This is a genomic window from Acetobacter pasteurianus subsp. pasteurianus LMG 1262 = NBRC 106471 (assembly GCF_000285275.1).
Lineage (GTDB): Bacteria > Pseudomonadota > Alphaproteobacteria > Acetobacterales > Acetobacteraceae > Acetobacter > Acetobacter pasteurianus.
Genome location: NZ_CADO01000139.1, coordinates 331,786 through 355,072, shown reverse-complemented (window position 1 = coordinate 355,072; position 23,287 = coordinate 331,786). Strand labels below are relative to the sequence as shown.

General features: G+C 54.4%; 23 protein-coding genes. 14 read left to right on the top strand and 9 right to left on the bottom strand.

What is annotated here, in order from left to right:
* Window positions 1-40 precede the first annotated feature (40 nt).
* Both APA10_RS13555 and APA10_RS13550 read right to left on the bottom strand, forming a co-directional pair.
* Window positions 41-1,972, bottom strand: coding sequence for a ribonucleoside-diphosphate reductase subunit alpha (locus APA10_RS13555; RefSeq protein WP_003628670.1), 1,932 nt, complete (start codon window positions 1,970-1,972; stop codon window positions 41-43).
* A gap of 198 nt (window positions 1,973-2,170) precedes the next feature.
* Window positions 2,171-3,151 carry a Gfo/Idh/MocA family protein gene (locus APA10_RS13550; RefSeq protein WP_003622954.1) on the bottom strand — a complete coding sequence of 327 codons (981 nt, stop codon included), beginning with the start codon at window positions 3,149-3,151 and terminating at the stop codon, window positions 2,171-2,173.
* A 235-nt stretch (window positions 3,152-3,386) separates the two neighbouring features.
* Here APA10_RS13550 and secD point away from each other — a divergent pair, with 235 nt between their 5' ends.
* Both secD and secF read left to right on the top strand, forming a co-directional pair.
* On the top strand, window positions 3,387-4,952 hold the full coding sequence (gene secD, locus APA10_RS13540) for a protein translocase subunit SecD (protein ID WP_196218997.1): 1,566 nt from the start codon (window positions 3,387-3,389) through the stop codon (window positions 4,950-4,952).
* Between the two features lie 136 nt (window positions 4,953-5,088).
* Window positions 5,089-6,039, top strand: coding sequence for a protein translocase subunit SecF (gene secF / locus APA10_RS13535; RefSeq protein WP_003628668.1), 951 nt, complete (start codon window positions 5,089-5,091; stop codon window positions 6,037-6,039).
* Window positions 6,040-6,111: 72 nt separating this feature from the next.
* Here secF and APA10_RS13530 read toward each other — a convergent pair whose 3' ends face one another.
* On the bottom strand, window positions 6,112-6,534 hold the full coding sequence (locus APA10_RS13530) for a hypothetical protein (RefSeq protein ID WP_003622950.1): 423 nt from the start codon (window positions 6,532-6,534) through the stop codon (window positions 6,112-6,114).
* Window positions 6,535-6,601: 67 nt separating this feature from the next.
* Window positions 6,602-7,081 carry a large conductance mechanosensitive channel protein MscL gene (mscL, locus tag APA10_RS13525; RefSeq protein WP_035365590.1) on the bottom strand — a complete coding sequence of 160 codons (480 nt, stop codon included), beginning with the start codon at window positions 7,079-7,081 and terminating at the stop codon, window positions 6,602-6,604.
* Between the two features lie 289 nt (window positions 7,082-7,370).
* Between mscL and rpmE the strand changes: the two genes are divergently transcribed.
* The 3 genes from rpmE to APA10_RS13510 all read left to right on the top strand — a co-directional run bounded on the left by rpmE (window position 7,371) and on the right by APA10_RS13510 (window position 9,124).
* On the top strand, window positions 7,371-7,601 hold the full coding sequence (gene rpmE, locus APA10_RS13520) for a 50S ribosomal protein L31 (protein WP_003622947.1): 231 nt from the start codon (window positions 7,371-7,373) through the stop codon (window positions 7,599-7,601).
* A gap of 182 nt (window positions 7,602-7,783) precedes the next feature.
* Complete coding sequence (locus tag APA10_RS13515; RefSeq protein ID WP_035365587.1) at window positions 7,784-8,290, top strand: Hsp20 family protein; 507 nt, start codon at window positions 7,784-7,786, stop codon at window positions 8,288-8,290.
* A gap of 243 nt (window positions 8,291-8,533) precedes the next feature.
* Window positions 8,534-9,124, top strand: a complete 591-nt coding sequence (locus APA10_RS13510) for a DUF1013 domain-containing protein (RefSeq protein WP_035362084.1) — start codon at window positions 8,534-8,536, stop codon at window positions 9,122-9,124.
* Window positions 9,125-9,193: 69 nt separating this feature from the next.
* On the opposite strand, the gene APA10_RS13505 is transcribed toward APA10_RS13510, so the two are convergent.
* Window positions 9,194-9,358 (bottom strand): YdcH family protein, encoded by a 165-nt coding sequence (locus APA10_RS13505; RefSeq protein WP_003622942.1) that lies wholly within the window; start codon window positions 9,356-9,358, stop codon window positions 9,194-9,196.
* 239 nt (window positions 9,359-9,597) lie between these two features.
* Here APA10_RS13505 and APA10_RS13500 point away from each other — a divergent pair, with 239 nt between their 5' ends.
* Genes APA10_RS13500 through APA10_RS13490 form a run of 3 tightly spaced genes read left to right on the top strand, consistent with a single transcriptional unit; the run spans window position 9,598 to window position 11,563 of the window.
* Window positions 9,598-9,804 carry a YdcH family protein gene (locus APA10_RS13500; protein WP_003622940.1) on the top strand — a complete coding sequence of 69 codons (207 nt, stop codon included), beginning with the start codon at window positions 9,598-9,600 and terminating at the stop codon, window positions 9,802-9,804.
* Between the two features lie 44 nt (window positions 9,805-9,848).
* The gene (gene purE, locus APA10_RS13495) at window positions 9,849-10,397 is read left to right on the top strand and encodes a 5-(carboxyamino)imidazole ribonucleotide mutase (protein WP_003622939.1); all 549 of its coding nucleotides are present in this window, start codon (window positions 9,849-9,851) and stop codon (window positions 10,395-10,397) included.
* Window positions 10,394-11,563 carry a 5-(carboxyamino)imidazole ribonucleotide synthase gene (locus APA10_RS13490; RefSeq protein WP_003628662.1) on the top strand — a complete coding sequence of 390 codons (1,170 nt, stop codon included), beginning with the start codon at window positions 10,394-10,396 and terminating at the stop codon, window positions 11,561-11,563. The genes purE and APA10_RS13490 overlap by 4 nt, the downstream gene beginning before the upstream one ends.
* 33 nt (window positions 11,564-11,596) lie before the next feature.
* Here APA10_RS13490 and APA10_RS13485 read toward each other — a convergent pair whose 3' ends face one another.
* Together APA10_RS13485 and APA10_RS13480 are read right to left on the bottom strand one after the other, a co-directional pair.
* Window positions 11,597-12,346 carry a JAB domain-containing protein gene (locus tag APA10_RS13485; protein WP_003628660.1) on the bottom strand — a complete coding sequence of 250 codons (750 nt, stop codon included), beginning with the start codon at window positions 12,344-12,346 and terminating at the stop codon, window positions 11,597-11,599.
* Window positions 12,347-12,357: 11 nt separating this feature from the next.
* The gene (locus tag APA10_RS13480; protein ID WP_003628658.1) at window positions 12,358-13,182 is read right to left on the bottom strand and encodes a JAB domain-containing protein; all 825 of its coding nucleotides are present in this window, start codon (window positions 13,180-13,182) and stop codon (window positions 12,358-12,360) included.
* A 45-nt stretch (window positions 13,183-13,227) separates the two neighbouring features.
* On the opposite strand from APA10_RS13480, the gene APA10_RS13475 reads away from it, so the two are divergent.
* The 5 genes from APA10_RS13475 to APA10_RS13455 all read left to right on the top strand — a co-directional run bounded on the left by APA10_RS13475 (window position 13,228) and on the right by APA10_RS13455 (window position 20,165).
* Window positions 13,228-15,459: an ATP-dependent helicase gene (locus APA10_RS13475; RefSeq protein WP_035365584.1), complete on the top strand. Its 2,232-nt coding sequence runs from the start codon at window positions 13,228-13,230 to the stop codon at window positions 15,457-15,459.
* The gene (locus APA10_RS13470; RefSeq protein WP_003628656.1) at window positions 15,459-16,379 is read left to right on the top strand and encodes a 50S ribosomal protein L11 methyltransferase; all 921 of its coding nucleotides are present in this window, start codon (window positions 15,459-15,461) and stop codon (window positions 16,377-16,379) included. Before APA10_RS13475 ends, APA10_RS13470 begins: the two co-directional genes overlap by 1 nt.
* A 40-nt stretch (window positions 16,380-16,419) precedes the next feature.
* Entirely contained in the window at window positions 16,420-18,201 is a 1,782-nt protein-coding gene (locus tag APA10_RS13465) for an aminopeptidase P family protein (RefSeq protein ID WP_003628655.1), read from the top strand.
* 97 nt (window positions 18,202-18,298) lie between these two features.
* On the top strand, window positions 18,299-19,330 hold the full coding sequence (locus tag APA10_RS13460) for an isocitrate/isopropylmalate dehydrogenase family protein (protein ID WP_003622925.1): 1,032 nt from the start codon (window positions 18,299-18,301) through the stop codon (window positions 19,328-19,330).
* 97 nt (window positions 19,331-19,427) lie between these two features.
* Window positions 19,428-20,165: a hypothetical protein gene (locus APA10_RS13455; RefSeq protein ID WP_035367814.1), complete on the top strand. Its 738-nt coding sequence runs from the start codon at window positions 19,428-19,430 to the stop codon at window positions 20,163-20,165.
* Window positions 20,166-20,183: 18 nt separating this feature from the next.
* On the opposite strand, the gene APA10_RS13450 is transcribed toward APA10_RS13455, so the two are convergent.
* Window positions 20,184-21,731 carry a peptide chain release factor 3 gene (locus tag APA10_RS13450; protein WP_003628137.1) on the bottom strand — a complete coding sequence of 516 codons (1,548 nt, stop codon included), beginning with the start codon at window positions 21,729-21,731 and terminating at the stop codon, window positions 20,184-20,186.
* A 99-nt stretch (window positions 21,732-21,830) separates the two neighbouring features.
* Window positions 21,831-22,448 (bottom strand): 30S ribosomal protein S4, encoded by a 618-nt coding sequence (rpsD, locus tag APA10_RS13445; protein ID WP_003622919.1) that lies wholly within the window; start codon window positions 22,446-22,448, stop codon window positions 21,831-21,833.
* Window positions 22,449-22,720: 272 nt separating this feature from the next.
* On the opposite strand from rpsD, the gene APA10_RS13440 reads away from it, so the two are divergent.
* Window positions 22,721-23,272 (top strand): HdeD family acid-resistance protein, encoded by a 552-nt coding sequence (locus APA10_RS13440; protein ID WP_012812810.1) that lies wholly within the window; start codon window positions 22,721-22,723, stop codon window positions 23,270-23,272.
* Window positions 23,273-23,287 lie beyond the last annotated feature (15 nt).

Here is a 23,287-nt window from a genome sequence, read left to right as displayed (position 1 = left end):
GTCATTTTTCTTTTATAAACAGTTTGTTAGCAGCCAATGTTTACTGGCAGGCCAAGCATTCTTCGTAGTCATTCCCGCTTGATGCGGAACCTGACGATGCCTGAGATGAATCCACATTCATCACGTCATTCTTGGCCAGAACATTGCTGACTGTATCTGCACGCTGGATAGACAGACTGCGGCAGTAATACAGAGATTTCAGGCCCTTTTTCCAAGCCATGTAGTGGATCTGGTGCAGATCCCGCTTATGCACATCCGCAGGCAGGAACAGGTTGACGGACTGTGCCTGGCAGATAAACGGCTGGCGGTCTGCTGCATGTTCCACCACCCAACGCTGATCCAGCTCAAACGCGGTTTTAAACACGTCTTTTTCCTGCTGGGTCAGGAAATCCAGATGCTGCACGCTGCCCTTGCTGGTGGTGATGGAAGACCACACCTCAGGCGTATCCTGCCCTTTTTCTTCCAGCAGCTTCTGCAAATGCCGGTTACGCACCGTGAAGGAGCCGGAAAGCGTTTTCTGCAAGAACACATTGGCCGCAATGGGCTCAATTCCGGGGCTGGCATTGCCAGCAATAATGGAAATGGACGCCGTGGGCGCAATGGCCATCTTGTTAGAAAAGCGTTCCATAATACCGTATTCTTCAGCATCCGGGCATGGGCCGCGCAGTTCCGCCAACTTGCAGGATGCAGCATCCGCCTGCTCACGAATATGCTTGAAAATCTTACGGTTCCAGACTTTTGCTACCACGCTTTCAAACGGTACGTTGCGGCTTTGCAGGAAGCTATGGAACCCCATAACACCTAGCCCAACAGAACGTTCACGCATGGCCGCATATTTGGCGCGGTGCATGTCTTCTGGCGCGCGATCAATAAAATCCTGCAACACGTTATCGAGGAACAGCATCACGTCCTCAATAAACTGCGGATTATCTTTCCACTGGTCCCACGTTTCCAGATTGAGGGAGGAAAGGCAGCACACAGCCGTACGCGCCTTGCCGTGATGATCGATCCCGGTTGGCAGCGTAATTTCGGAACACAGATTGGAGGTTTTCACTTCCAATCCGGCCAGCTTGTGATGTTCCGGCCGCGCGTTGTTCACGTGGTCAGAATACACAATGTAGGGCTCGCCCTGCTCCATGCGGGCCGTAAGAATACGGATCCACAACCCACGGGCAGAAATCTTGCGGATAACGCTACCATCCTTGGGGGAAATCAGCGCCCATTCATCATCACTTTCCACCGCCCGCATGAAGGCATCTGACACCAGCACGCCATGATGCAGGTTCAGCGCCTTACGGTTGGGATCTCCCCCTGTGGGGCGACGCAGTTCGATAAATTCTTCAATTTCCGGGTGCCAAACCGGCAGATACACCGCAGCAGACCCACGGCGCAAAGAACCCTGAGAAATAGCCAGCGTAAGGCTATCCATCACGCGGATGAACGGAATAACGCCCGATGTTTTCCCATTACGGCCAACATTTTCACCAATGGAGCGCAGGTTGCCCCAATAGGAGCCAATGCCGCCGCCCTTACTGGCCAGCCAGACGTTCTCGTTCCACAGGTCAACAATGCCCTTCAGGCTATCGCTGGCCTCGTTCAGAAAGCACGAAATAGGCAGGCCGCGTGATGTTCCGCCGTTAGACAGAACAGGCGTTGCCGGCATGAACCAGTGCTTGCTGATGTAATCATAAATACGCTGGGCATGGGCGGCATCTGCCCCATAGTACGAGGCCACACGGCCAAACAGATCCTGATACCCTTCATCCGGCAGCAGGTAACGGTTATCCAGCGTAGCCTTGCCAAAAGGTGTCAGCAGCGCATCACGTGAGCGATCCACCCGCACCTGATGGTGGCCGGGCAGTTGCACCATATCTTCCATCTTACCAGCGTTGAACAGATCGGGCTCCCCAGCTTCTGCGCCCCCGGACGAGGAACGACGAATGTCATTTTCCTGTACGTCAATCAGGGTCATGGCTGGGTTACTCCGCTATTTTCTGCGTCAATTTTGGGGTCAGATGGGGGGCTATGCCTCCGCACCATATCTCGTGCTTGTGCTCTATCTCGCCCCCTATATCTAGTGAAATTTTACACACAAAGCCAGAAAAAGGGGCTTGAAATTTTGAAACTGGCGGTTTTCTCCCGCTTCTGTGGCGCGGTTTCCTGTTCGGTTTTATTCGGCCCGAATCAGTCCGGAAAGTTCCATCCGGCGGCGAGATTCGGCAATACCATCTGCCACGGCCAGAGCCGCCGCCAGAGCACGCCGACCAGCATTTGCGTCCACCACCACAGGGGCACCATCCAGGCACGCAGCAACAAAAGCTTCGTGCTCAGCCAACAGCGAATCATGCTCTTTCCATGTGATGTGCTCGCGCCGGAATCCACCCGTTCCCGGCAACGGCAAACCGCGATCACGGCCAATCATCGTGAGCTCCCGCTTTACGAAATCGGCGGACAGGTAACCTTCCTCAGAAAACAGACGCATGCGTCGTTCTGTTTTTAATGAAATGCGGCTGGCGGTAATGGTGGCCACACAGCCGTTTTCAAACCGCACGCGCGCATTGGCAATATCTTCATGCGCGGAGCTGACAGCCGCACCCAAGGCATCCACCTGCGCAATGGGGCTATCTACAATAGCCAGAACCAGATCCAGATCATGGATCATCAGATCCAGAATAACAGATACATCCGTGCCACGCGGCTTGTAGGGGGCAATGCGTGTGGCCTCTATATAAAGTGGCCGGGTGATGCGCTGGGTAATGGCGTCGTGCTCGGCAGAATAGCGCAGCAAATGCCCTACCTGACATACCAGCCTGCTTTCCTGCGCCAGCGTCACCAAAAAATCGGCCTGTTCCAGCGTGGCGGCTATCGGTTTTTCTACCAGCACATGCTTGCCAGCCCGCAGGGCTTGCACCGCCAGTTCAAAATGGAATTCCGCAGGCGCAGCCACCACTACGGCATCGCACGCAGCCAGCAGAGTATCTACATCCTGCATAACGGGGCATCCGGCTTCCTTCGCCACCAAGGCGGCGCGCTTGCTGTCGGGGTCAAACAGCCCCACAAGCGTTTCCCGCGCAACGTGGCGCACTTTCAAGGCATGAAAACGTCCGAAATGTCCGGCTCCAATTACGCCAACCTTAAGTGTTTCAGCCATGAAATCCGCCTTCTTTTTGTACCCTACAAGACTGCATGCAGGCGTAGCACCCCCGCAGCCGAATGCAAGCCGCCCCCAACAACAGGCAGCCTTGCCGCAAACTGATGCAGTTTGACCACGTACATCTTGGTGTGGCGACCATACAACAGGTATGAAACGCGAATAATGCAGCACAACGGTTGCATCCCGCCTGCCGGGGCGGCATGTTCCCGACAAGAAAACTGCAAGCGATCAGGTGAGAATGTATTACAGCCGCCTCAAACTGGCCTCGGTGCTGGGCGTGTGCCTGTTGGGCCTGCTGCTGTGCCTACCCAACGGTATGCGCAAGCCTTTCCCTTCCATACCATGGCGTCAGATCCATCTGGGGTTGGATTTGCGGGGCGGGTCTTACCTGCTGATGCAGGTTGACCTTAAAAGCCTTACGCACGACAGGCTCCAGACACTGGCGGAAAACACGCGTGATACCCTGCTGAAATCTCAGCTCGGTTATCAGAACATCAACGTGGATGCCGACAAAAACACCGTCTCCTTCCAACCGCGCGATGCGGCTGAGGCTGATACGGATGTTGCTACGCTGGACAAACTGCCCCGCGTTGTGCCCAATGAATTCAGCGTAAAAAAGCAGGATGATGGCACAATCGCCCTCGTGCTTTCTGCTGATGCCATCAAGGCCCGCGCGCGGGAAGCGGTAACACAGTCTATTGAGATTGTGCGCCGACGTATTGATGGCACGGGTGCTGTTGACCCCGAAATTACCCGTCAGGGTGATGACCGGATTGTGGTGGAACTGCCGGGCATCAGTGATCCAGAGCGGATCAAGGCGCTGCTGGGCACCACAGCCAAAATGACCTTCCGGCTGGTAGATTCCAACCCGCTGCACGCCACATATCCGCCACCGGGTGTCAGCCTTGTGCCAATGGCCAACCCGGCAGAAGGTGGCCCCCTGCCCGTTTTTGACCACGTGGATGTAGACGGCACAGACCTGACAAACGCGGGCGCTGTGATTGACCAGCAAACAGGCGAATGGGCTGTTAGCTTCTCGTTCGATTCAGTTGGCACGCGGGCGTTCTCATCAGTTACGCAAACCAATGTTGGCAAACGCTTTGCTATTGTTCTGGATAACAAGGTGATTGAAGCCCCCGTTATCCGTACCCCCATTACGGGCGGCAACGGGCAGATTACGGGTGGGTTTGATGCCCAGAAAGCCACGGATCTGGCGCTTATGCTGCGTGCTGGCGCGCTGCCTGCACCTTTAAGTGTGGTAGAACAGCGAAGCATTGGGCCATCCCTTGGGGCCGATTCCATTCGGGCCGGTATTCTCAGCCTTGGCGTTGGCTTCCTGCTGGTTGTGGTCTTTATGGTGCTGTTTTATGGCCGCTTTGGCTGGTACGCAGATATTGCCCTGCTGGCCAACCTTGTGCTGATGGTGGCCATTCTCTCTCTGTTTGAAGCCACACTTACGCTGCCGGGTATGGCGGGTATGCTGCTGACCTTGGGTATGGCGGTGGATGCCAATATCCTGATTAACGAACGCATACGCGAAGAAGTGGCCCGTGGGCGCACACCTCTGGCCGCCATGCAAACCGGGTTTGAACGCGCCACCTCCACCATTGTAGATAGTAATGCCACGGCCTTTTTGGCCCATGTCATGCTGTTTGTCTTTGGCACCGGGCCGGTACGTGGCTTTGCGCTGACCATTACCATTGGTATTGCCACCACGCTGTTCACCACCCTGCTGCTTTCCCGCATGCTTATGGCTCGCTGGTATGCGCGTCCGCGCCCTGCCAGCCTGCCTGTCTGAAGCGAGGCCATTATGTTCGGACGTCCTCTTCTGCGTTTTGTGCGCAAAGACACGCATCCTGCTTCCCCGCATGCTTATGGCTCGCTGGTATGCGCGTCCGCGCCCTGCCAGCCTGCCTGTCTGAAGCGAGGCCATTATGTTCGGACGTCCTCTTCTGCGTTTTGTGCGCAAAGACACGCAGATCAACTTCATGCGTGGCCGGTACATGGGGCTTATTGTCTCGGCCGTGCTTTCCATTGCCTCTATCATTCTGTTCTTCCACCCCGGCCTCACGCTGGGGCTGGATTTCAGGGGCGGCATTGTGGTGGAAGCCAAAACCAGCGGCCCGGCAGATTTTGCCAAGCTGCGTTCGGCTTTGGCGGCACAGCATATCTCCCACGCATCGCTTCAGGCTTTTGGGGCCCCCGATGATGTGCTGATCCGCCTTGATGCGGGTGATGACCAGAATACCGATGCCGTGGTAGACACTGTGCGCCGCGCCGTTACGGAAGCACAGCCAGGCACCACCATTCTGCGGGCAGATGCCGTTGGCGCTTCTGTTTCTGCTGAGCTGTTCCGCAATGGCATGCTGGCCCTTGGGCTCAGCCTGGCCATGATTCTGGTTTACATCTGGTTCCGTTTTGAATGGGAATTTGCCCTTAGCGCCGTGATTACGCTGGTTTTGGACCTTACCAAAACCATGGGCTTTCTGGTGATCACCGGTTTTGAGTTTGACCTTGTTATGGTGGCCGCCATTCTGACCATTCTGGGCTATTCCACCAATGATAAGGTGGTGGTGTATGACCGCGTGCGTGAAAACCTGCGCAAATATCGCACCATGCCGCTGATAGACCTGATCAACCTTTCCATTAACGAAACGCTAAACCGAACTTTGGGCACATCCTCCACCGTGTTTCTGGCGGCTCTTCCACTGGCACTGTGGGGTGGTGCTACGCTTTCCGGTTTTGCATGGACCATGCTGTTCGGCATTGTGGTGGGTACGTCCTCCTCCATCTTTATTGCAGCACCGTTGTTGCTGTTTATGGGAGAAGGCAGGCTGAAACGTGGTGCCAAGGCGGGCCCAGCCCCGGCACAGCAGAAAAGCTAATACATTTTTCTTTTCGGCATCAAGCCAACACAAAACGGAGCGGGTTCTAGACCTTGCTCCGTTTTTTTATACCTAGCGCATGAAGCCGGGAGTTGTGGGTGGCGGCAAAAGAATGGAGCCAGACAAAGCGGGAGAAAGAGGCTGCGTGGGCTGTTCCACCGCGCCAATAAAATCTTCCACCTTATGGCCTGCCTGCCGCAGCGTGCGCCGGGTTGGTTTATCCCGAAACGCCAGAATGGCCAGAAGCGCGTTTCTGTCTGTTGTAATAATATTGAACACTTGGGCTGGTGGCAGATCTTCTGTCATCATCCGCCCGCGCGCCATGCCATTGGCTATCACGTAACTGTACAGCAGCGTGCGCGGTGTTTCCTGCACCTTCAGCCCGCGTGAGCTTTGGCACCCTGCCAGCCCTAAAATGGCCAGAACACCTACTGCTGAACGAAAAAAAACCGGAAAGCCGGATCGGGAGCGCTTCATATAAGAAGCATATCCCATATCCCACTTTCCGGAAACAGATCACACAGCCGCCATTTTAGACCAATGGCGGCAGGTACAAAGCGTATTAGCCCTGATGCGGTGCCTGATCTTTGTTATTGGCTGCCAGTTCATCACGAATCTGCTCAAGCAGAACTTCGGTTTTGGAAGGCGGCGGCGGTGCCTTGGGCTGTTCATCTTCACGCACATGCAGGCGTGTCAGAGCCTTCACCATCCAGAAAATGGCCATAGCCACAATCAGGAACTGGATAACGGCGTTCAGGAACAGGCCGATATTCAGTGTAACAGCACCTGCTTTCTGGGCTTCTTCCAGAGTAGCCAGATGCGGTCCCTTGAGCGTGATGAACAGGTTGGAGAAATCAATCCCGCCGATAAGCAGACCAATCAATGGGTTGAAGATATCTTTTACCAGGCTGTTTACAATTGATGTAAATGCAGCACCAATAATAACACCAACAGCCAGATCAACAACATTGCCGCGCATGATGAATGCCCGGAACTCGCCCACCCAACCCGGGGCATGGACGTGAGATTTAAGGTCAGCCATACAAAAATTCCTGTTAAATACTGAGAAATCTGCCCAGAGGTAGCCGTTTTACCACTTTTTCCTCAAGCCCTTGTATCAGAATTGACACATTTTTCTTAATATTTGAGGTATTCTGTAGCACAAATGCTGCACAACCGCAGTTATTTGCCTATTATATGCTTCACTTCATCATCAAGCCCACCAAGGCAAAATGAACGGTTGATCCAGCATACGCATTTCGTTTATATGCACGGCAATCTTGGCCCGGTCGGTATCGGGCCCTTTCTGCTGTAACGAAAGAACCAGTTTCATGAAACCCGGCATTCACCCCGATTATCACGAAATCACTGTTGTCATGACTGACGGCACGGAATTCAAGACGAACTCCTGCTACGGCAAGCCTGGTGACACGCTCCGTCTGGACGTTGACACCAAGTCTCACCCGGCTTGGACAGGCGTGCAGCGTATGCTGGATACCGGGGGCCAGGTTGCCAAGTTCAACAAGCGTTTTGCTGGTATTGGCACCCGCAAAAAAGGCTGATTTTTCAGTTCTTTGCGTATGCAGAAAAGCCCCGCCTCTTGAAAAAGAGCGCGGGGCTTTCCACGTTCAGGGGTAAGGAAATGCCCGCATATGGGGTTTCCGCCAAAAAACGCTGCCGGGCAGATTGCCTTCGGGGGTCTTGGCAAAACCGGCAGAACCTTGCTGAACGAGGAGGTTCTTACATGAGTTACGATTTTACACCGCTATTCCGCACCGCAATTGGCTTTGATCGCCTTGCTCAGGTGATGGATTCTGCGGCCCGTTCACCGGGCAATTCCAGCTTTCCACCTTACGATATCGCCAAAACAGGGAATGATAGCTACACGCTTACCATGGCTGTGGCCGGGTTTGGGCCGGAAGATATCGAACTGGTGGTGCAGGATAACACGCTTGTTGTTTCTGGCCGTGTGAATACCCCGCAAGATGAAGGGGAAATTCTGCATCGTGGAATTGCGCGCCGTGCGTTTGAACGCCGCTTTGCATTGGCTGACCACGTTGAAGTGACCGGCGCGGAAATGAACAACGGGCTTCTACGCATTACAGTGCAACAGATTATTCCCGAAGCACTCAAGCCGCGACGTATTCCTGTTAAAACGGTAAGCACCACACCGGCAGAACGTGCGGTAGCAACCGAGCAGAAAAATCAGGCACCGCAGCAGCCCCAGCATTCCATTGCCACGGCAGCCTGATTGCTGAAGTTTTACCAATACGTTCCATATGGGCTTAGCAAAGGGGAAACTGCGGTTTCCCCTTATTTAATTGTGTAGAATATTGATCCGTTATGTGTATTGCGGCTTGACCTGAAGCAGCCACTCCCCCCATATCGTGGCACAGATGCGCGCCGGCAGGCACGCAGGCCTGCGGAACACGTTCCGGGCCGTCAAGTTCCCGGTGCCTGCGCAAGCGCCGCCCGACGACAGGAATACAAAAACATGACGACCCTACCGTTAATGCCCAAAGCAACTGCTGTGTGGCTGATTGAAAAAACTGCTCTCAGTTTTGAACAGATTGCCGCTTTTTGCGGTATGCACCCGCTGGAAGTGCAGGCCATTGCTGATGGCGAAGTGGCACATGGTATTGTCGGTTATGACCCGGTGGCCAATCACCAGCTGAAGCAGGAAGAAATCCAGCGTTGTGAAAAAGACCCCAACGCGCGGCTGAAAATTCTACCCTCCAACAACCCGGTGCGCCGTCGCTCCAAAGGGGCGCGTTATACACCTGTTGCCAAACGTCATGATCGTCCGGATGGTATTGCATTCCTGCTGCGCAACTACCCACAGCTGAGCGATCAGCAGGTTGTTAAGCTGCTTGGCACCACCAAAGATACCATTGCCAAAGTGCGCAACAAGCAGCACTGGAACACCCCCAACATCAAACCGCGTGATCCGGTAACCGTGGGGCTGTGCAGCCAGACAGATCTGAACGCTGCCGTACATGACGCCAATATGCGTCTGGAACGCGAAGGGCAGGAAATTCCTGCACCTGTTACAGATATGGAAAGCTTTAGCTCTCCCGAAAACTGATTGAATTATGCCCTGAGGCAGAAGATCATTCTTTCTGCCTCAGATGCATTCAGGTTGCCAGATACGGCGTCAGTCCGAAAGGCGCTCTATTTCTTCCTTTATTCGTAGCTTTTGTAATTTCAGGCACATCAGCACGCGCTCGTCCGGTCTGGGGCGTCCGCCTTCGCTCATAATTTTCTGATCAATACGGAAATGGCGGGATTTAAGACTCTCGATCCTTGAAAGGCGTGTCATTTGGGTGCCTCCACTCGATTGATGACCCATAAACGCTAGCGTACCGAGGATAAGAAAGTTCATGTTAATTTCATATATCGCGCCCTGCTGGCATGCAGCCTGAGCATGGAAGTTTTTTTGTAATCTTGGCTGGTGTCTGGCCCCTACATGGTAAACACTGCTTCGGGCATGCTATTCACTCTGCGGGCCGCCAGACCCGGCGCGCGATTCCGCATTAGTGGTGAAGGAGACAGGACATCATGCTGCGAGATCGCGATTTACTGCTTGCCCAACTGCATGAACTGCGTAGTGAACACAGAGATCTGGATACAGTTATCAGCCGAATGGCGCATGAAACCACTTTTATTGACCAACTGTATCTCCAGCGGCTTAAAAAGCGTAAACTCCTGTTAAAAGATCAGATCACCAAGGTTGAAAGCCTTCTGATCCCTGATGATATCGCCTAAACCATTCCGTCTCAGACTTTAGAAAACCCGGATAGATACCTACCGTGAGCGAAACCGCCCCCCTGCCCTCTGCCTCCGATGCTTTAGAAGATAAAGCAGCCTCTGCCCCAGTTGTGGGGATTATCATGGGCAGCCAGTCAGACTGGGAAACCATGCGCCATGCAGATGCACTGCTGACCGAGCTGGAAATCCCGCACGAAACTCTGATTGTTTCAGCACATCGTACGCCAGATCGGCTGGCGGATTACGCACGCACGGCAGCCGAACGCGGGCTAAACGTTATTATTGCCGGGGCCGGCGGGGCCGCCCACCTGCCGGGTATGTGTGCAGCATGGACACGCCTGCCCGTTCTGGGTGTTCCGGTAGAATCCCGCGCGCTTAAAGGCATGGACAGCCTGCTTTCCATTGTGCAGATGCCCGGCGGTGTTCCTGTGGGCACGTTGGCTATTGGTGCCTCCGGGGCTAAAAACGCAGCCTTGCTGGCGGCCTCCATTCTGGCACTACATAACCCGGCCCTTGCCGCACGCCTTGAAACATGGCGCGCATTGCAGACAGCTTCTGTTCCCAACTCCCCCATTACCGAAGATAAATGACCTCCTCACATTCTCCGCTTAAGCCCAATGCTGTTATTGGCATTGTGGGTGGTGGCCAGCTTGGCCGCATGTCTGCCATTGCTGCTGCGCGCCTTGGGTTTCGGACGCATATTCTGACAACCGAGGCCAATGGCCCGGCGGCTCAGGTTTCTCAAGCCGTAACATGCGGCAAGTATGATGACCCGGCAGCGCTGGATGCATTTGCCAGTGCTGTTGATGTTGTCACTTTTGAGTTTGAAAACATCAGTGCAGATGCGTTGGACCTTTTGGCCAAACACTGCCCTGTGCATCCTTCGGGCCATATTTTACGCATCAGCCAGGATAGATTGGCTGAAAAAACTTTTTTTGCTTCTGCAGGTATTCCATTAGCGCCGTGGCATGCCGTTACGGATGAAAAAACTCTGCATGAAGCCGCAGAAAAAGTTGGCTTACCGCTGATTCTCAAAACCACCCGCAATGGATATGATGGCAAAGGCCAGCGCCGCGTGCATCATATCCACGATCTGGAAGAGGCCTTTAACGCTCTTGCACCACACCCTCTGGTTGCAGAAGGTATGGTGGATTTTGCCTGCGAAATCAGCGTTATGGTGGTGCGCAGTGCAGATGGTACGGTGCGGTGTTTTGATCCTGCCCTCAACCGGCACTGGAACGGCATTCTGGACCTTACACTGGCTCCTGCCCCTATTGATCCGAACATTGCTGCGCAGGCTGTAAAACTGGCCACCACTATTGCCGAAAAGTTGGAATTGGTGGGCATTCTGGGCGTTGAGATGTTTGTTGATCGCACCGGCAACCTGCTGGTGAACGAAATGGCCCCCCGGCCCCATAATTCTGGCCACTGGACCATGAATGCCTGCCCGCAGGATCAGTTTGACATGCACATTCGTGCTGTTGCAGGGCTGCCGCTGCCTCATGCAGTGCGCCATTCTGATGCGATTATGAAAAATCTGGTTGGGCCGGAAGATATGGCTCTGTTGCCGCAGATTATGGCCTCTCAGGGCTTTATTCCGCATTTATATGGCAAGGCAGAAGCCCGCGTTGGCCGCAAAATGGGGCACGTGAACATTCTGTTCCCCTACGGTGCACTCCCCGGCAATCTGGGTATTCAGGATGCCTTGGGGCCACTGGCCACCAAAACAGCCGCCCCGGAACCTGAAGAAGACTAAGCCGCCAGTTAAAGCATGCGTGAAGCCGGGTACTTATAAAAACCCCGCTTCACGCATGCTCAACAGTTTTTCTCCGGCAACAATAATATGATCCCATACATGGATGTTCATAATTTTTGCCGCACCACAGATTTGCGTTGTCATCACCACATCATCGGCTGAAGGCGTTGGGTCTCCGCTTGGGTGATTATGCACTAACACCAGCATAGTAGCGTTAAGCTGCAAGGCACGCGCTACAATCTCCCGCGGGTAAACAGGCGTATGGTCCACAGTGCCTTGCCCCATAACATCATCGGCCAGCAGTTCGTGCTTGTCGTTCAAAAACAATACACGCACCTGTTCACGCTTTTCCGGCCCCATAACAGCGCGCAAATACGCATAAAGCTGTGTGCTATCGGCCAATATGCCAGAACGGCGCAATCTTGCACGCTGGATGCGCAACCCTGCCTCACGGGCCAACATCAGCAAAACACGCACCGCTTCTGGCAGCGCCTTTATGCTTTTACTTGGCTCATGCCAGCTAATAGCCGCCATAACTGCGGAAAGGCTTCCGTACTCATGTAATAAATTGCGCGCCTGTTCCTGTGCTTTGGCATTGCGTGGCTGCGCTTGTGCTATCAACCTGCATAAGAGAGTGAGGTCTGTTTCTTCTTCTACAGAGAGTTCCGGCGCTGTGCCACTGTACATTTCAGTCGGAAGGGCAATGGCTTCCGCAGCTGAAACATTCAGCCGAAAATGTGTGGCATCAGCAAATTGACTTGTGGGCTTTTTTCCGGATTTCACAGATGGGCTCTTCAAGATTTCGGCCCTGTATGGTGGTTGAAGCTGCGCCATTCGCCACATCCAATGGCAATATGGTCATGCACCTCTACGGCCAATAGCGGTGCACTGCGCTGTAATTCCCTTACAAAAGGTGCATTTTGCGCAAGGGTCTGATCCAGCGTTTGATCTTCTGCCACCAAATCCACCGTTACCAACGCACAGGCATGCAAAGCCAACGCACGTTGTAAAACCAGCGCAACCGCTTGCCGGATACTGGCCATAGCCTCATGGCTGCGTCCCTCATGCAAAAAGGCTGGCACAGCTTCATCGGCAATTAACTGGTTACGGCTATCCAGAAATAAAGCGCGTACCTGCCCTCTGCGGGCTTTTGCCAGATATACATCTGCATATTCTAAAATGCTGTCCCAGTTTCCCAAAAACTGGCGTGTTTCCTCACCACTTTCTGGCAACCTGTCTGCCACATAGGCGATATCTTGCAAAACTGCCGCACTTGCGCGTGTAACACCGCTGATCTGGCGCAGATTTTCTTCCCCTGCTTCCAGCACAGCCAGCAAAGAACCAAAAACATTGATAAGGTTTTTGGCCAGCGGCTTTGTATCTTTACGTGGAATGCCGACATACAGCAGCATTTCCAGCAATTCATAATCAGCCAGAGAAGCCGCCCCCTGCGCCAGCACGCGTTGGCGCATACGTTTACGATGCCCTGTTGGGCCAGTGCTTTCAAAAACAGGCATGGCACCTTGTTGTATATTTAAACAACCGTGGGTTGTGTCGGCCTTTACTGCAAAGCTGCCGGGCTTTTTTTGCCTTTTTTGCTCTGCCGACTGTCTCCCCATTCCATTGCTCCGTTTGGCCTGAAGCGCACATGCTTATATAAAGGCATGGTGAATACGTCCGAACACCCCTCCGCCCCGCTTTTTTCATCTCCGTCTGCCTCGGGTGACAGTTATCTAGCTCGTCTCAACCCCGAACAGCGTGCGGCTATTGAAACAACGGATGGCCCTTTGCTGGTACTGGCTGGTGCTGGCACAGGCAAAACACGGGTTTTAACCACCCGCTTTGCGCATATCCTGCTTACAGGCCGCGCCAAGCCGTGGCAGATCCTGACAGTAACCTTTACCAACAAAGCCGCGCGCGAAATGCGTGAGCGTATCGGCCTGCTTTTGGGCAGTCCGGCAGAAGGGTTATGGTTAGGTACATTTCATGCCCTGTGTGCGCGCATGCTCCGCCGCCATGCTGAATACGTGGGGCTGACACAAAGCTTTACCATTCTGGATACGGATGACCAGTTGCGCCTGCTCAAGCAGGTTATGGCGCCGTGGCAGATTGATATCAAACGCTGGCCTGCTCCGGGCCTTTTGGGCGTGATCCAGCGCTGGAAAGACCGTGGGCTTACGCCAGAACGCATTACTCCCACCGAGGATTCGGATTTTGCCAATGGCCATGCCCGTGCCATTTACACCGCCTATCAGGTCCGCCTGAAGCAGCTGAACGCCTGCGATTTTGGTGACCTCATGCTGCATGTCACCGAAATTTTGCGCACACGGCCTGATGTGCTGGCCCAGTATCATCGCCTGTTCCGTTATATTCTGGTGGACGAGTATCAGGATACCAACACCATTCAGTACCTTTGGCTGCGCCTGCTGGCCAAACATGCAGAAAGTCCAGCCAATATCTGCTGCGTGGGGGATGATGACCAGTCCATCTACTCATGGCGCGGCGCAGAAGTTGAAAATATTCTGCGGTTTGAAAAAGATTTTCCCTCCGCCAAGGTTGTGAGGCTGGAACGCAATTATCGCTCCACCCGGCATATTCTGGGCGCGGCGGCAGGGCTTATTGCCCATAACAGTGAACGCTTGGGCAAAACACTCCGCCCCGGCCGAGAAGATGCAGAAGGCAAAAAAGTTAGCGTTCTTGGGGTGTGGGATTCGGATACAGAAGCCCGCATGGTGTGCGAACAGGCTGAAAAACTGCGCGCACAAGGCCACGCCTTAAAGGAAATTGCCATTCTGGTGCGGGCGGGCTTTCAAACCCGCGCATTTGAAGAACGGTTGATGCAAACAGGCTTACCTTACCGCATTGTGGGCGGCCTGCGGTTTTATGAACGCGCAGAAATACGTGATGCACTGGCCTATATGCGCGTACTCAGCCAGCCCGCGGATGATCTGGCGTTTGAACGCATTATCAATGTGCCCAAACGCGGCGTTGGCCCTGCTGGGCTACAAAAGCTGCACGCTGCGGCCCGCGCCAATAACCTGCCCCTTACAGGCGGCACGGAAAAGCTGCTGGAAGATAACGCGCTTAAAGGAAAATCCGCCGCCCATTTGCGCCAGCTCATGGAAGCCTTTGCCAGCACGCGTGATATTCTGGCGCGTGAAGGCCATGTAGTGGCCGTAGAACACCTGCTGGAAGAAAGCGGGTATATGGACATGTGGCGGCAGGATCGCTCCCCTGATGCGCCGGGGCGGTTGGAAAACCTGAAAGAACTTACGCGTGCACTGGCCGATTTTGGAACGCTGGGCGAGTTTCTGGAACACGTTGCCCTTGTCATGGATCATGATGAAAACGGGCAGGATGATTACCTGTCCATCATGACGCTGCACGGCGCCAAGGGGCTTGAGTTCGACACAGTATTCCTGCCCGGCTGGGAAGAAGGCGTTTTTCCCTCCCAACGCACACTGGATGAAGGCGGTCTGAAAGGGCTGGAGGAAGAACGCAGGCTGGCTTACGTGGGCATTACGCGCGCACGGCAGGAAGCCATTATCTTTCATGCGGGCCGCAGGCGTATTTACGCCAACTGGCAGCCTTCCATGCCCAGCCGCTTTCTGGAAGAACTGCCAGATGAACACGTAGTCCGCCATGATGAAGGTGGCGGCTTCCAGCGGCAGGGCCTCAACCTTTCCGAATCCGTGTTTGATAACGGCCCCATTATTGCCCGCCGCAGAAAAGACCCCATGCTGGAAGCCGCACCGGCCCTGCAACTGGGAGACCATGTGCGCCACCCCCGCTTTGGGGAGGGCGTCGTTATTTCGGCAGATCGGCACCATGTTGAAGTGTCTTTTGAATCTGTCGGCACCAAACGTCTTCTTTCATCCTTTATCGAGAAAATCTAATGGCCCCTCCTACCCGCCGTCATGCCACCAGCCTTGAAACCATTTCTGTCACTGTGCCGGAAGCGGCGGTGGAAGCTTATGAAAACGCCATTGGCAGCGTATGCGCCACGGTAGGTATTTTTGAGGCTAACCCGGAAGGTACCCAGTGGCGGGTAGAAGGCGTAAAAGACACCGGACACCGCGAGGATGAACTGGCAGCCGCCCTTGTGCTGGCTGAACTGACAACAGGTGTAAGCGCCCCACTGGAACGTGCCAGCACAGAAGCCGAAGGCTGGTTGGCCCGCACGTATGAGGCCTTTCCGGAACAGGAAGTAGGCCGCCGTTTTGTGGTGCGCGGCACGCATTTGCCCGATTCCAAAAATGCCACCCGCATTGTGCTTACGCTGGATGCTGGCGTGGCCTTTGGCTCGGGCGAGCATGGTTCCACCCGTGGGTGCCTGCGCGCGCTGGAACGTGTGGCATATCGCCACCCGCGCCGTATTCTAGATTTGGGTTGCGGCACCGGCATTCTGGCCATGGCTGCAGCGGCATTGCTGCACCAAAAAGTGCTGGCGGTAGATATTGAGCCGTGGTCAGTGCGCGTAGCAGCACAAAACACCAAGCGTAACCAGCTTAACCGCGCCATAACATGCCGCTTGGGCAATGGGTGGCAAACCCCCGCCATCTGGAAGGCCGCCCCGTTTGATCTGGTTTTTGCCAATATTCTGGCACGCCCTCTGTGCCTGATGGCCAAGGATCTAGCGCGGTATCTGGCCCCCGGTGGCACGGTTATTCTGGCCGGACTGTTGCGCACACAGGTACGTATGGTGCTGGCAGCGCATCGGCGGCAGGGGCTTGTACTTGAGCAGGAACTTCATGAAGGCGAATGGGCGACCCTGATCCTGCGCCGCCCGGTTCTTCCTATTCGAAAAACAGCCTGATCGGCCTTTTCTTTTCCTATATTTTCAGGACACGGTTTCCATGGCGTCTGCATCCTCTACCCGTTTGGCCGCATTGCGCACTCTTTTGCAAAACGAGGGGCTGGATGGCCTGATTGTGCCCCATAGCGATGAGTTTTTGGGGGAATACACACCAGCCTGTGCAGAACGTCTGGCATGGTTAACAGGCTTTACGGGCAGCGCAGGCACGGCCATTGTGCTGCCCCATACCGCCGCCGTGTTTTCTGATGGCCGTTACATTACCCAAATGGATCAACAGGTAAATGGCACATGCTGGCAACGCCTGCATATTAGCCAGACACCTCCGGCCACATGGCTGAAAGAGCAAGCAAAACCCCAAACCCGCGTGGGGTATGACCCGCGTGTGATGAGTGTAGCGGAACTGCGCCCGTTTGCAGCCCAAAGCGGGATAAATCTGGTACCAACATCGCGCAATCTGGTGGATGATATCTGGACAGACCGCCCAGCTTTTCCCTCGGCCCCAGCTTGTGTGCACCCGCTTGCCTTTGCTGGCCGAAGCTCTGCTGAAAAACGGCAGGAAGTTTCTGCCATTCTTACGCAAAACGGTCAGGACGCAGCCGTTCTGAGCGATTCAGCCTCTATTGCGTGGCTGCTGAATATTCGTGGCTCCGATATTCCTTGCACGCCTGTGGTGCTGGCTTTTGCGCTGGTGCATGCAAACAATTCGGTGGACTTGTTTATAGAGCCAGAAAAAATCACGGCAAACGTTAAGGAATGGCTCGGTTCTTCCGTGCGTGTGCATACACCGCAGGAGATGGAACAGGTTCTGGCCACCCTAAAAGGCAAAACCGTTGGTGTGGACCCTGCCAGCAATGCTGTCTGGTTTGGTCAAACCCTCACTCGCCATGGTGCTACGGTGCAGGAAGCTCCAGACCCGTGCCTTCTACCTAAAGCCCGCAAGAACAAGGTGGAACAGATGGGCATGCGCACAGCCCATCTGCGCGATGGCGTAGCACTTTGCCGTTTCCTGCACTGGCTGGATACAGAAGGCCGCAACTGCACAGAACTCGAAGCCGCAACGCAGCTTGATGCCTTCCGTGCTGAAGGGAAGGATTACAAAGAAGAATCCTTTCCTGCCATTTCCGGTTCCGGCCCCAATGGGGCCATCATTCATTACCGCGTTACGCCGGAAAGTGACCGGAAATTACAGGATAACGAAGTTTACCTGATTGATAGCGGTGGCCATTACCCCGAAGGCACAACAGATGTTACCCGCACAATCTGGACAGGCCCCGATGCACCATCTGCCAGCCTGAAAGACGTGTTTACCCGTGTGCTCAAGGGTAATCTGCGCCTTGGTCGCGCACGTTTTCCGGTGGGCACCAAAGGCCATGCGCTAGATGCACTGGCGCGGTTTGACCTGTGGCAGGCTGGGCTGGATTATGATCATGGCACTGGCCACGGTGTGGGCAGCTTTCTTTCCGTGCATGAAGGGCCAACCCGTATTTCCAAAATGCCTTCTCCCATTACGCTTGAAGAAGGCATGGTGATTTCCAACGAACCGGGCTTTTACAAACCCGGTGCTTACGGCATCCGTTTGGAAACCTTAGTAATGATCCGCCCGGGCAACATGCCCCATTCGGATCGGGCTTTTCTGGAATTTGAAACCCTTACACTGGCACCTTTTGACAGACGGTTGATTGACCTAACCCTGTTAGGCCCGGAAGATACCGCCGTGCTGGACGCGTACCATGCTCAAATCTTGGATCAGGTAGGCCCTCACCTGCCATCTGATGCACAGAAATGGCTGAAAACGGCATGTGCGCCTCTCAAGAGGGCGTGAGAGGCGGAGTCTTTCCCCTCTAGTCACGAAATTGAGAATCGCATGCACCGTAAAACGGGCGCAAAACAGGCTACGAAGTTGAAGGGAGCTTCTCAGAATGACGACAGACAGCAAGACCATTCCAGCCACTCTTATTGCAGGTGATGGCATCGGCCCTGAAATTGTTGAATCAGTTACCGAAATTCTGGATACCGTTGGGGCCCCATTTGTATGGGACCGCCAACTGGCCGGTATGGCGGGTGTGGACGCGGTAAATGACCCGCTGCCCAAGCAGACAATTGAAAGCATCCGGCGCACGGGCCTGGCCCTGAAAGGCCCGCTGACAACTCCAGTTGGTGGTGGGTTCAAATCCATCAACGTAACCCTGCGTCAGGAATTTGGCCTGTTTGCCAACCTGCGCCCAACCAAAACCATCATTCCCGGTGGTCGGTTTGATGATATCGACCTTGTTCTGTTCCGTGAAAACCTTGAAGGTTATTACGCAGCAATGGAACACTACATTCCGGTGGGGGATGACCCCAAGGGTATTGCGCTAAGCTCCGGCTTTAACTCCCGCGCAGAATGCCGCCGGATTGTAAAGTTTGCCTTTGAATATGCGGTAAAGAACAACCGTAAAACGGTGACCATTGTTCACAAGGCCAATATCCTCAAACTGCTGACAGGCCTGTTCCTTGAAGAAGGCCGCAAGGTTGCAGAAGAATACAAGGGCCGCATTGAATTCAATGAACGGATTGTAGATGCCTGCGCCATGCAGCTTGTTATCAACCCGTGGCAGTTTGATGTGATTGTGACCACCAACCTGTTTGGTGACATCCTTTCCGACCTTACGGCCGGTCTGGTTGGTGGCTTGGGTATGGCACCAGGTGCAAACATTGGTGAAAAAGCCGCTGTGTTTGAAGCCGTGCACGGTTCTGCGCCAGATATCGCAGGCAAAGGCATTGCCAACCCGCTGGCTCTGCTGCTGGCAGCCGTTATGATGCTGCGCCATGTAAACCGTAATGATCTGGCTGACCGTATTGATGCCGGTATCAAAAAGGTTATCACCAACGGTACGGTGCGCACGAAGGATCTGGGCGGCAATGCCACCACAAAGGATCTGACGGCAGCTCTGAAACAGGCCGTTGCCTGATATTGAGCAGTCCGGCTGTTCAAAAAACCGATTGCGATGGAAAGGGAGCCCTAGTGGCTCCCTTTTCTTTTGGCCATATATCGCATTAGGTTACGGCATGACCCGTTCTTTTGGTGGCCCGTGGCCTGCCCTGCCCCTTTCTGCTTCCTTCCGCATTGATGTGGAAGCCCCACCTCCGGCGGCTCCGGAAGATGTTGAACAGGAAATCACGCATCTATGGCAGCAAGCCTGTGCAACAACGCCAGCCCTGTTTAATGGCTGCGTATTTTCTGCATCCTGCGTAACGCGCACAGCCATTAAAGGCTATTGGACAGAGTATCGCCGCGTATTTGCGCAAATGAAGAACCCCGCACTTTTTCCTTTTCTGCGCCTGCAACCATTAGCCGTGGTGGGGCTGGTACATACGCCAGATGGATACGTATTAGGCCGGCGCAACCCATCTTCCATTTATCAGGGAAATTTCTGGCAAAGCCCGCCTGCTGGCAGCATTGAAAAACGCACCGATACGCAAAGCGTCAATCTGACCGAGCAGATTTTAGCAGAGGCTACAGAAGAACTGGGGCTGGATGCCAAAAGCCTAAAGGTTGGGCAGCCACTTATGGCAGTGCGGCACCCTCATACCCGCGTGTTGGATATTGGGCTTGTGTTAGAAACTCAGCTTGCTTTTACAAAAGTGGAAGAAAGCTGGAAACAACATGCCAACAAAGAATACGACATGCTGGCCTGTGTGCCTGCGCAAAATGTCACAACATGGCTGGGGCAAAACGCCATTTTACCAACCAGCCAGTATCTTTTGAAGCATGACGTAAAAAGTAAAATGCCGCGCATCTTCTGATACGCGGCATTGCACGACTTATTTAATTTCCACACCAATCTGCTTGATATCATGGAAGCTGATATCCGGGTTCTGTTCTTCTGTGCGGCGCATCATAAACGCTGATGTGGCCAGAAATACCGGATCATCATCCAGATCATCCGCCATGGCGGAGCGATGTGCTGCGGCAAAGGCCTCAATTTTCTCACGCGGGCCGGTAATCCAGCGGGCCAGAGAATAAGGCGTGGAATCAAAGCCAATAGCCACGCCGTATTCTGCTTTCAGGCGAGATTGCAGCACATCAAGCTGCAAGGTGCCCACCACCCCAACAATAGGCTGCGCACCATCTTGCGGGCGGAACAACTGCACCACGCCTTCTTCTGCCAACTGCACCAGCGCCTGCTTGAGCTTTTTGGCCTTCATGGCATCATCCAGCCGCACGCGGCGCAGAATTTCTGGAGCAAAGTGTGGCACGCCGGTAAACTGGATATCCTCACCTTCCGTCAGTGTATCACCAATACGCAAGGTGCCGTGGTTGGGAATACCCACCACATCGCCCGCAAAGGCTTCTTCTGCCAGATGCCGATCCTGCGCAAAAAAGAACTGAGGCGTATGCACGGCAAAACTTTTGCCCGTACGCGTGTGCTTAAGGCGCATGCCACGGCTGAGTTTTCCGGAACAGATACGGGCAAAGGCAATACGGTCACGGTGGTTGGGGTCCATATTCGCCTGAATTTTGAACACCAGTGCCGTCATGTTTGGCTCCGTGGCCTTTACCACGCGGGTTTCTGCGGCTTGGTCACGCGGTGGTGGGCCAAAGGCTACCAATGCGTCCAGCAGATCAGTCACCCCGATTTCCTTCATCGCACTCCCGAAGAACACAGGGGTAAGGTGCCCGGCATCGAAGGATTCTTTATCAAACTCTGGCAGCGCGGCTTCTACCAGTTCCAGTTCCTCACGCATCTGCACAAGGCGGGCATCATCTTCTGGCAGATCAACCGTTGTGTGCAGCTTTTTGGTGAGGATATCGTACGTGCCAACAAATTTGGCCGCACGCCCAACCGGCCATGTGGCAGGCGATGTATCCAGCGCGAGGGATGATGCAATTTCATCTAGCAGGGCAAACGGGTCCTGCGCCTCACGGTCCATCTTGTTGATGAAGGTGACAATCGGAATATCGCGCAAACGGCAAATCTCGAACAGCTTGCGTGTCCGATCTTCAATACCCTTGGCGGCGTCAATCACCATTACGGCGGAATCAACGGCTGTTAGGGTACGGTAGGTATCTTCCGAGAAGTCTTCATGTCCGGGCGTATCAAGCAGGTTGAACACACAGCCGCCGTAATCAAACGTCATCACTGAACTGACAACGGAAATCCCGCGGTCCCGCTCAATGCCCATCCAGTCAGACCGTGTGCGGCGGCGTTCACCCTTGGCGCGCACGTTGCCCGCCATCTGAATAGCCCCACCAGCCCGCAATATCCGTTCTGTCAGCGTGGTTTTACCGGCATCCGGATGCGAGATAATAGCAAAGGTCCGGCGGCGGGTAATATCACTGCTAAGAGGGGCGGATGCGGTATCAGACATAAGGGCTCTGTTCCGAAACAAACATGAGTAAAAACGGCAAACGCCGGATGGAGAGAAACACCTCCACCCGGCGCGGCATAAAACGAACCTAAACGCCGATTAACGGGAGTAGTATTCGACCACCAGATTCGGTTCCATCTGCACCGGATACGGCACATCGGAAAGCTGCGGGCCACGCAGATACGTACCCTTCATCTGGCGATGATCTACTTCCATGTATTCCGGCACATCGCGTTCGGAAGACTGTGCGGCATCCAGAACGATAGCCAGCTGCTTGGACTTTTCACGCACTTCGATAACGTCACCATCCTTCACGAGGTAGGAAGGGATGTTCATCTTCTTGCCGTTAACCAAAATGTGGCCGTGGCTGATGAACTGACGGGAAGCGAACGGCGTGATCGCAAACTTCATCCGGTATACAACGGCATCCAGACGGCGTTCCAGCAGGTTGATCAGGTTTTCAGACGTATCACCCTTGCGGCGCACGGCTTCCTGATAATAGCGGCGGAACTGCTTTTCTGTAATGTTGCCGTAGTAACCCTTCAGCTTCTGCTTGGCCATCAGCTGAACAGAGAAGTCAGACGGCTTGCCCTTACGGCGCTGGCCATGCTGGCCCGGGCCATATTCGCGACGGTTAACCGGAGATTTGGCGCGACCCCACAGGTTTACACCAAGGCGACGGTTAATTTTATACTTGCTCTCAAGGCGCTTGCTCATAGTGCGCTCTTCTCTCTTAACAGGCGGAACATCGGGCAGATGTCCGTCGTTACACCGGTAGTCTCCGTCCACCACGGATCGGAGCGGGCGCAAACCGTATTACCAGCGGGGTATGTGCCCCTACTGGCCGATTTGTCCACATTCCCGGCAATGGAGGCAGGAATTACGAAACCCCGGGCGCAGTGTCAACTTTTTCCGTTGCGCTTTCTGCCATTGTGCAGTGCATAGTCGTGCCATCGGCACATAAAATTGAAAAGAAAGGATTGCTCAGCATGCCATTTGCTAAAAAATGGGGGCTATTCGTGGCGTTGGGTCTCGCCCTGATTGTATTGGGCTTTATTGCCTGTATTGATGCGGTTTCCGTCACCCTTGCCAGCACCATCTTTATTGGCGCGCTGCTGATTGTGGCCGGCATTATGCAGGTGGTACATGCCTTTGCCGTGCGTGATTGGGGCGGCTTTATTTTTTCCCTGCTATGCGGGCTGCTTTACGCTGCTGGCGGTTACCTTCTTATAGAAGAACCAGCCACGGGCTCTGTTGCCATTACCATTTTTGTATCTGCCTGCTTTGTGGTTGTGGGTGTGCTGCGCTGCGTTCTGGCCCTGCAGGCACGCGGTATGCCCGGCTGGGTGATTATTCTGGGTAGCGGGCTTATCAGCCTGCTTGTAGGCCTGTGCCTGTACTTCACCCTGCCGTGGTCTGGCCTGTGGCTGATTGGCACATTTGTTGGCGCGGAACTGATTGTAAGCGGCATAAGCTGGCTGCAAATTGGCCTTGCCCTGCGCCAGAGCAACTCCCTGCCGCCGCCCATTACCCGCCTGTAAAACCTACAGCGTGTT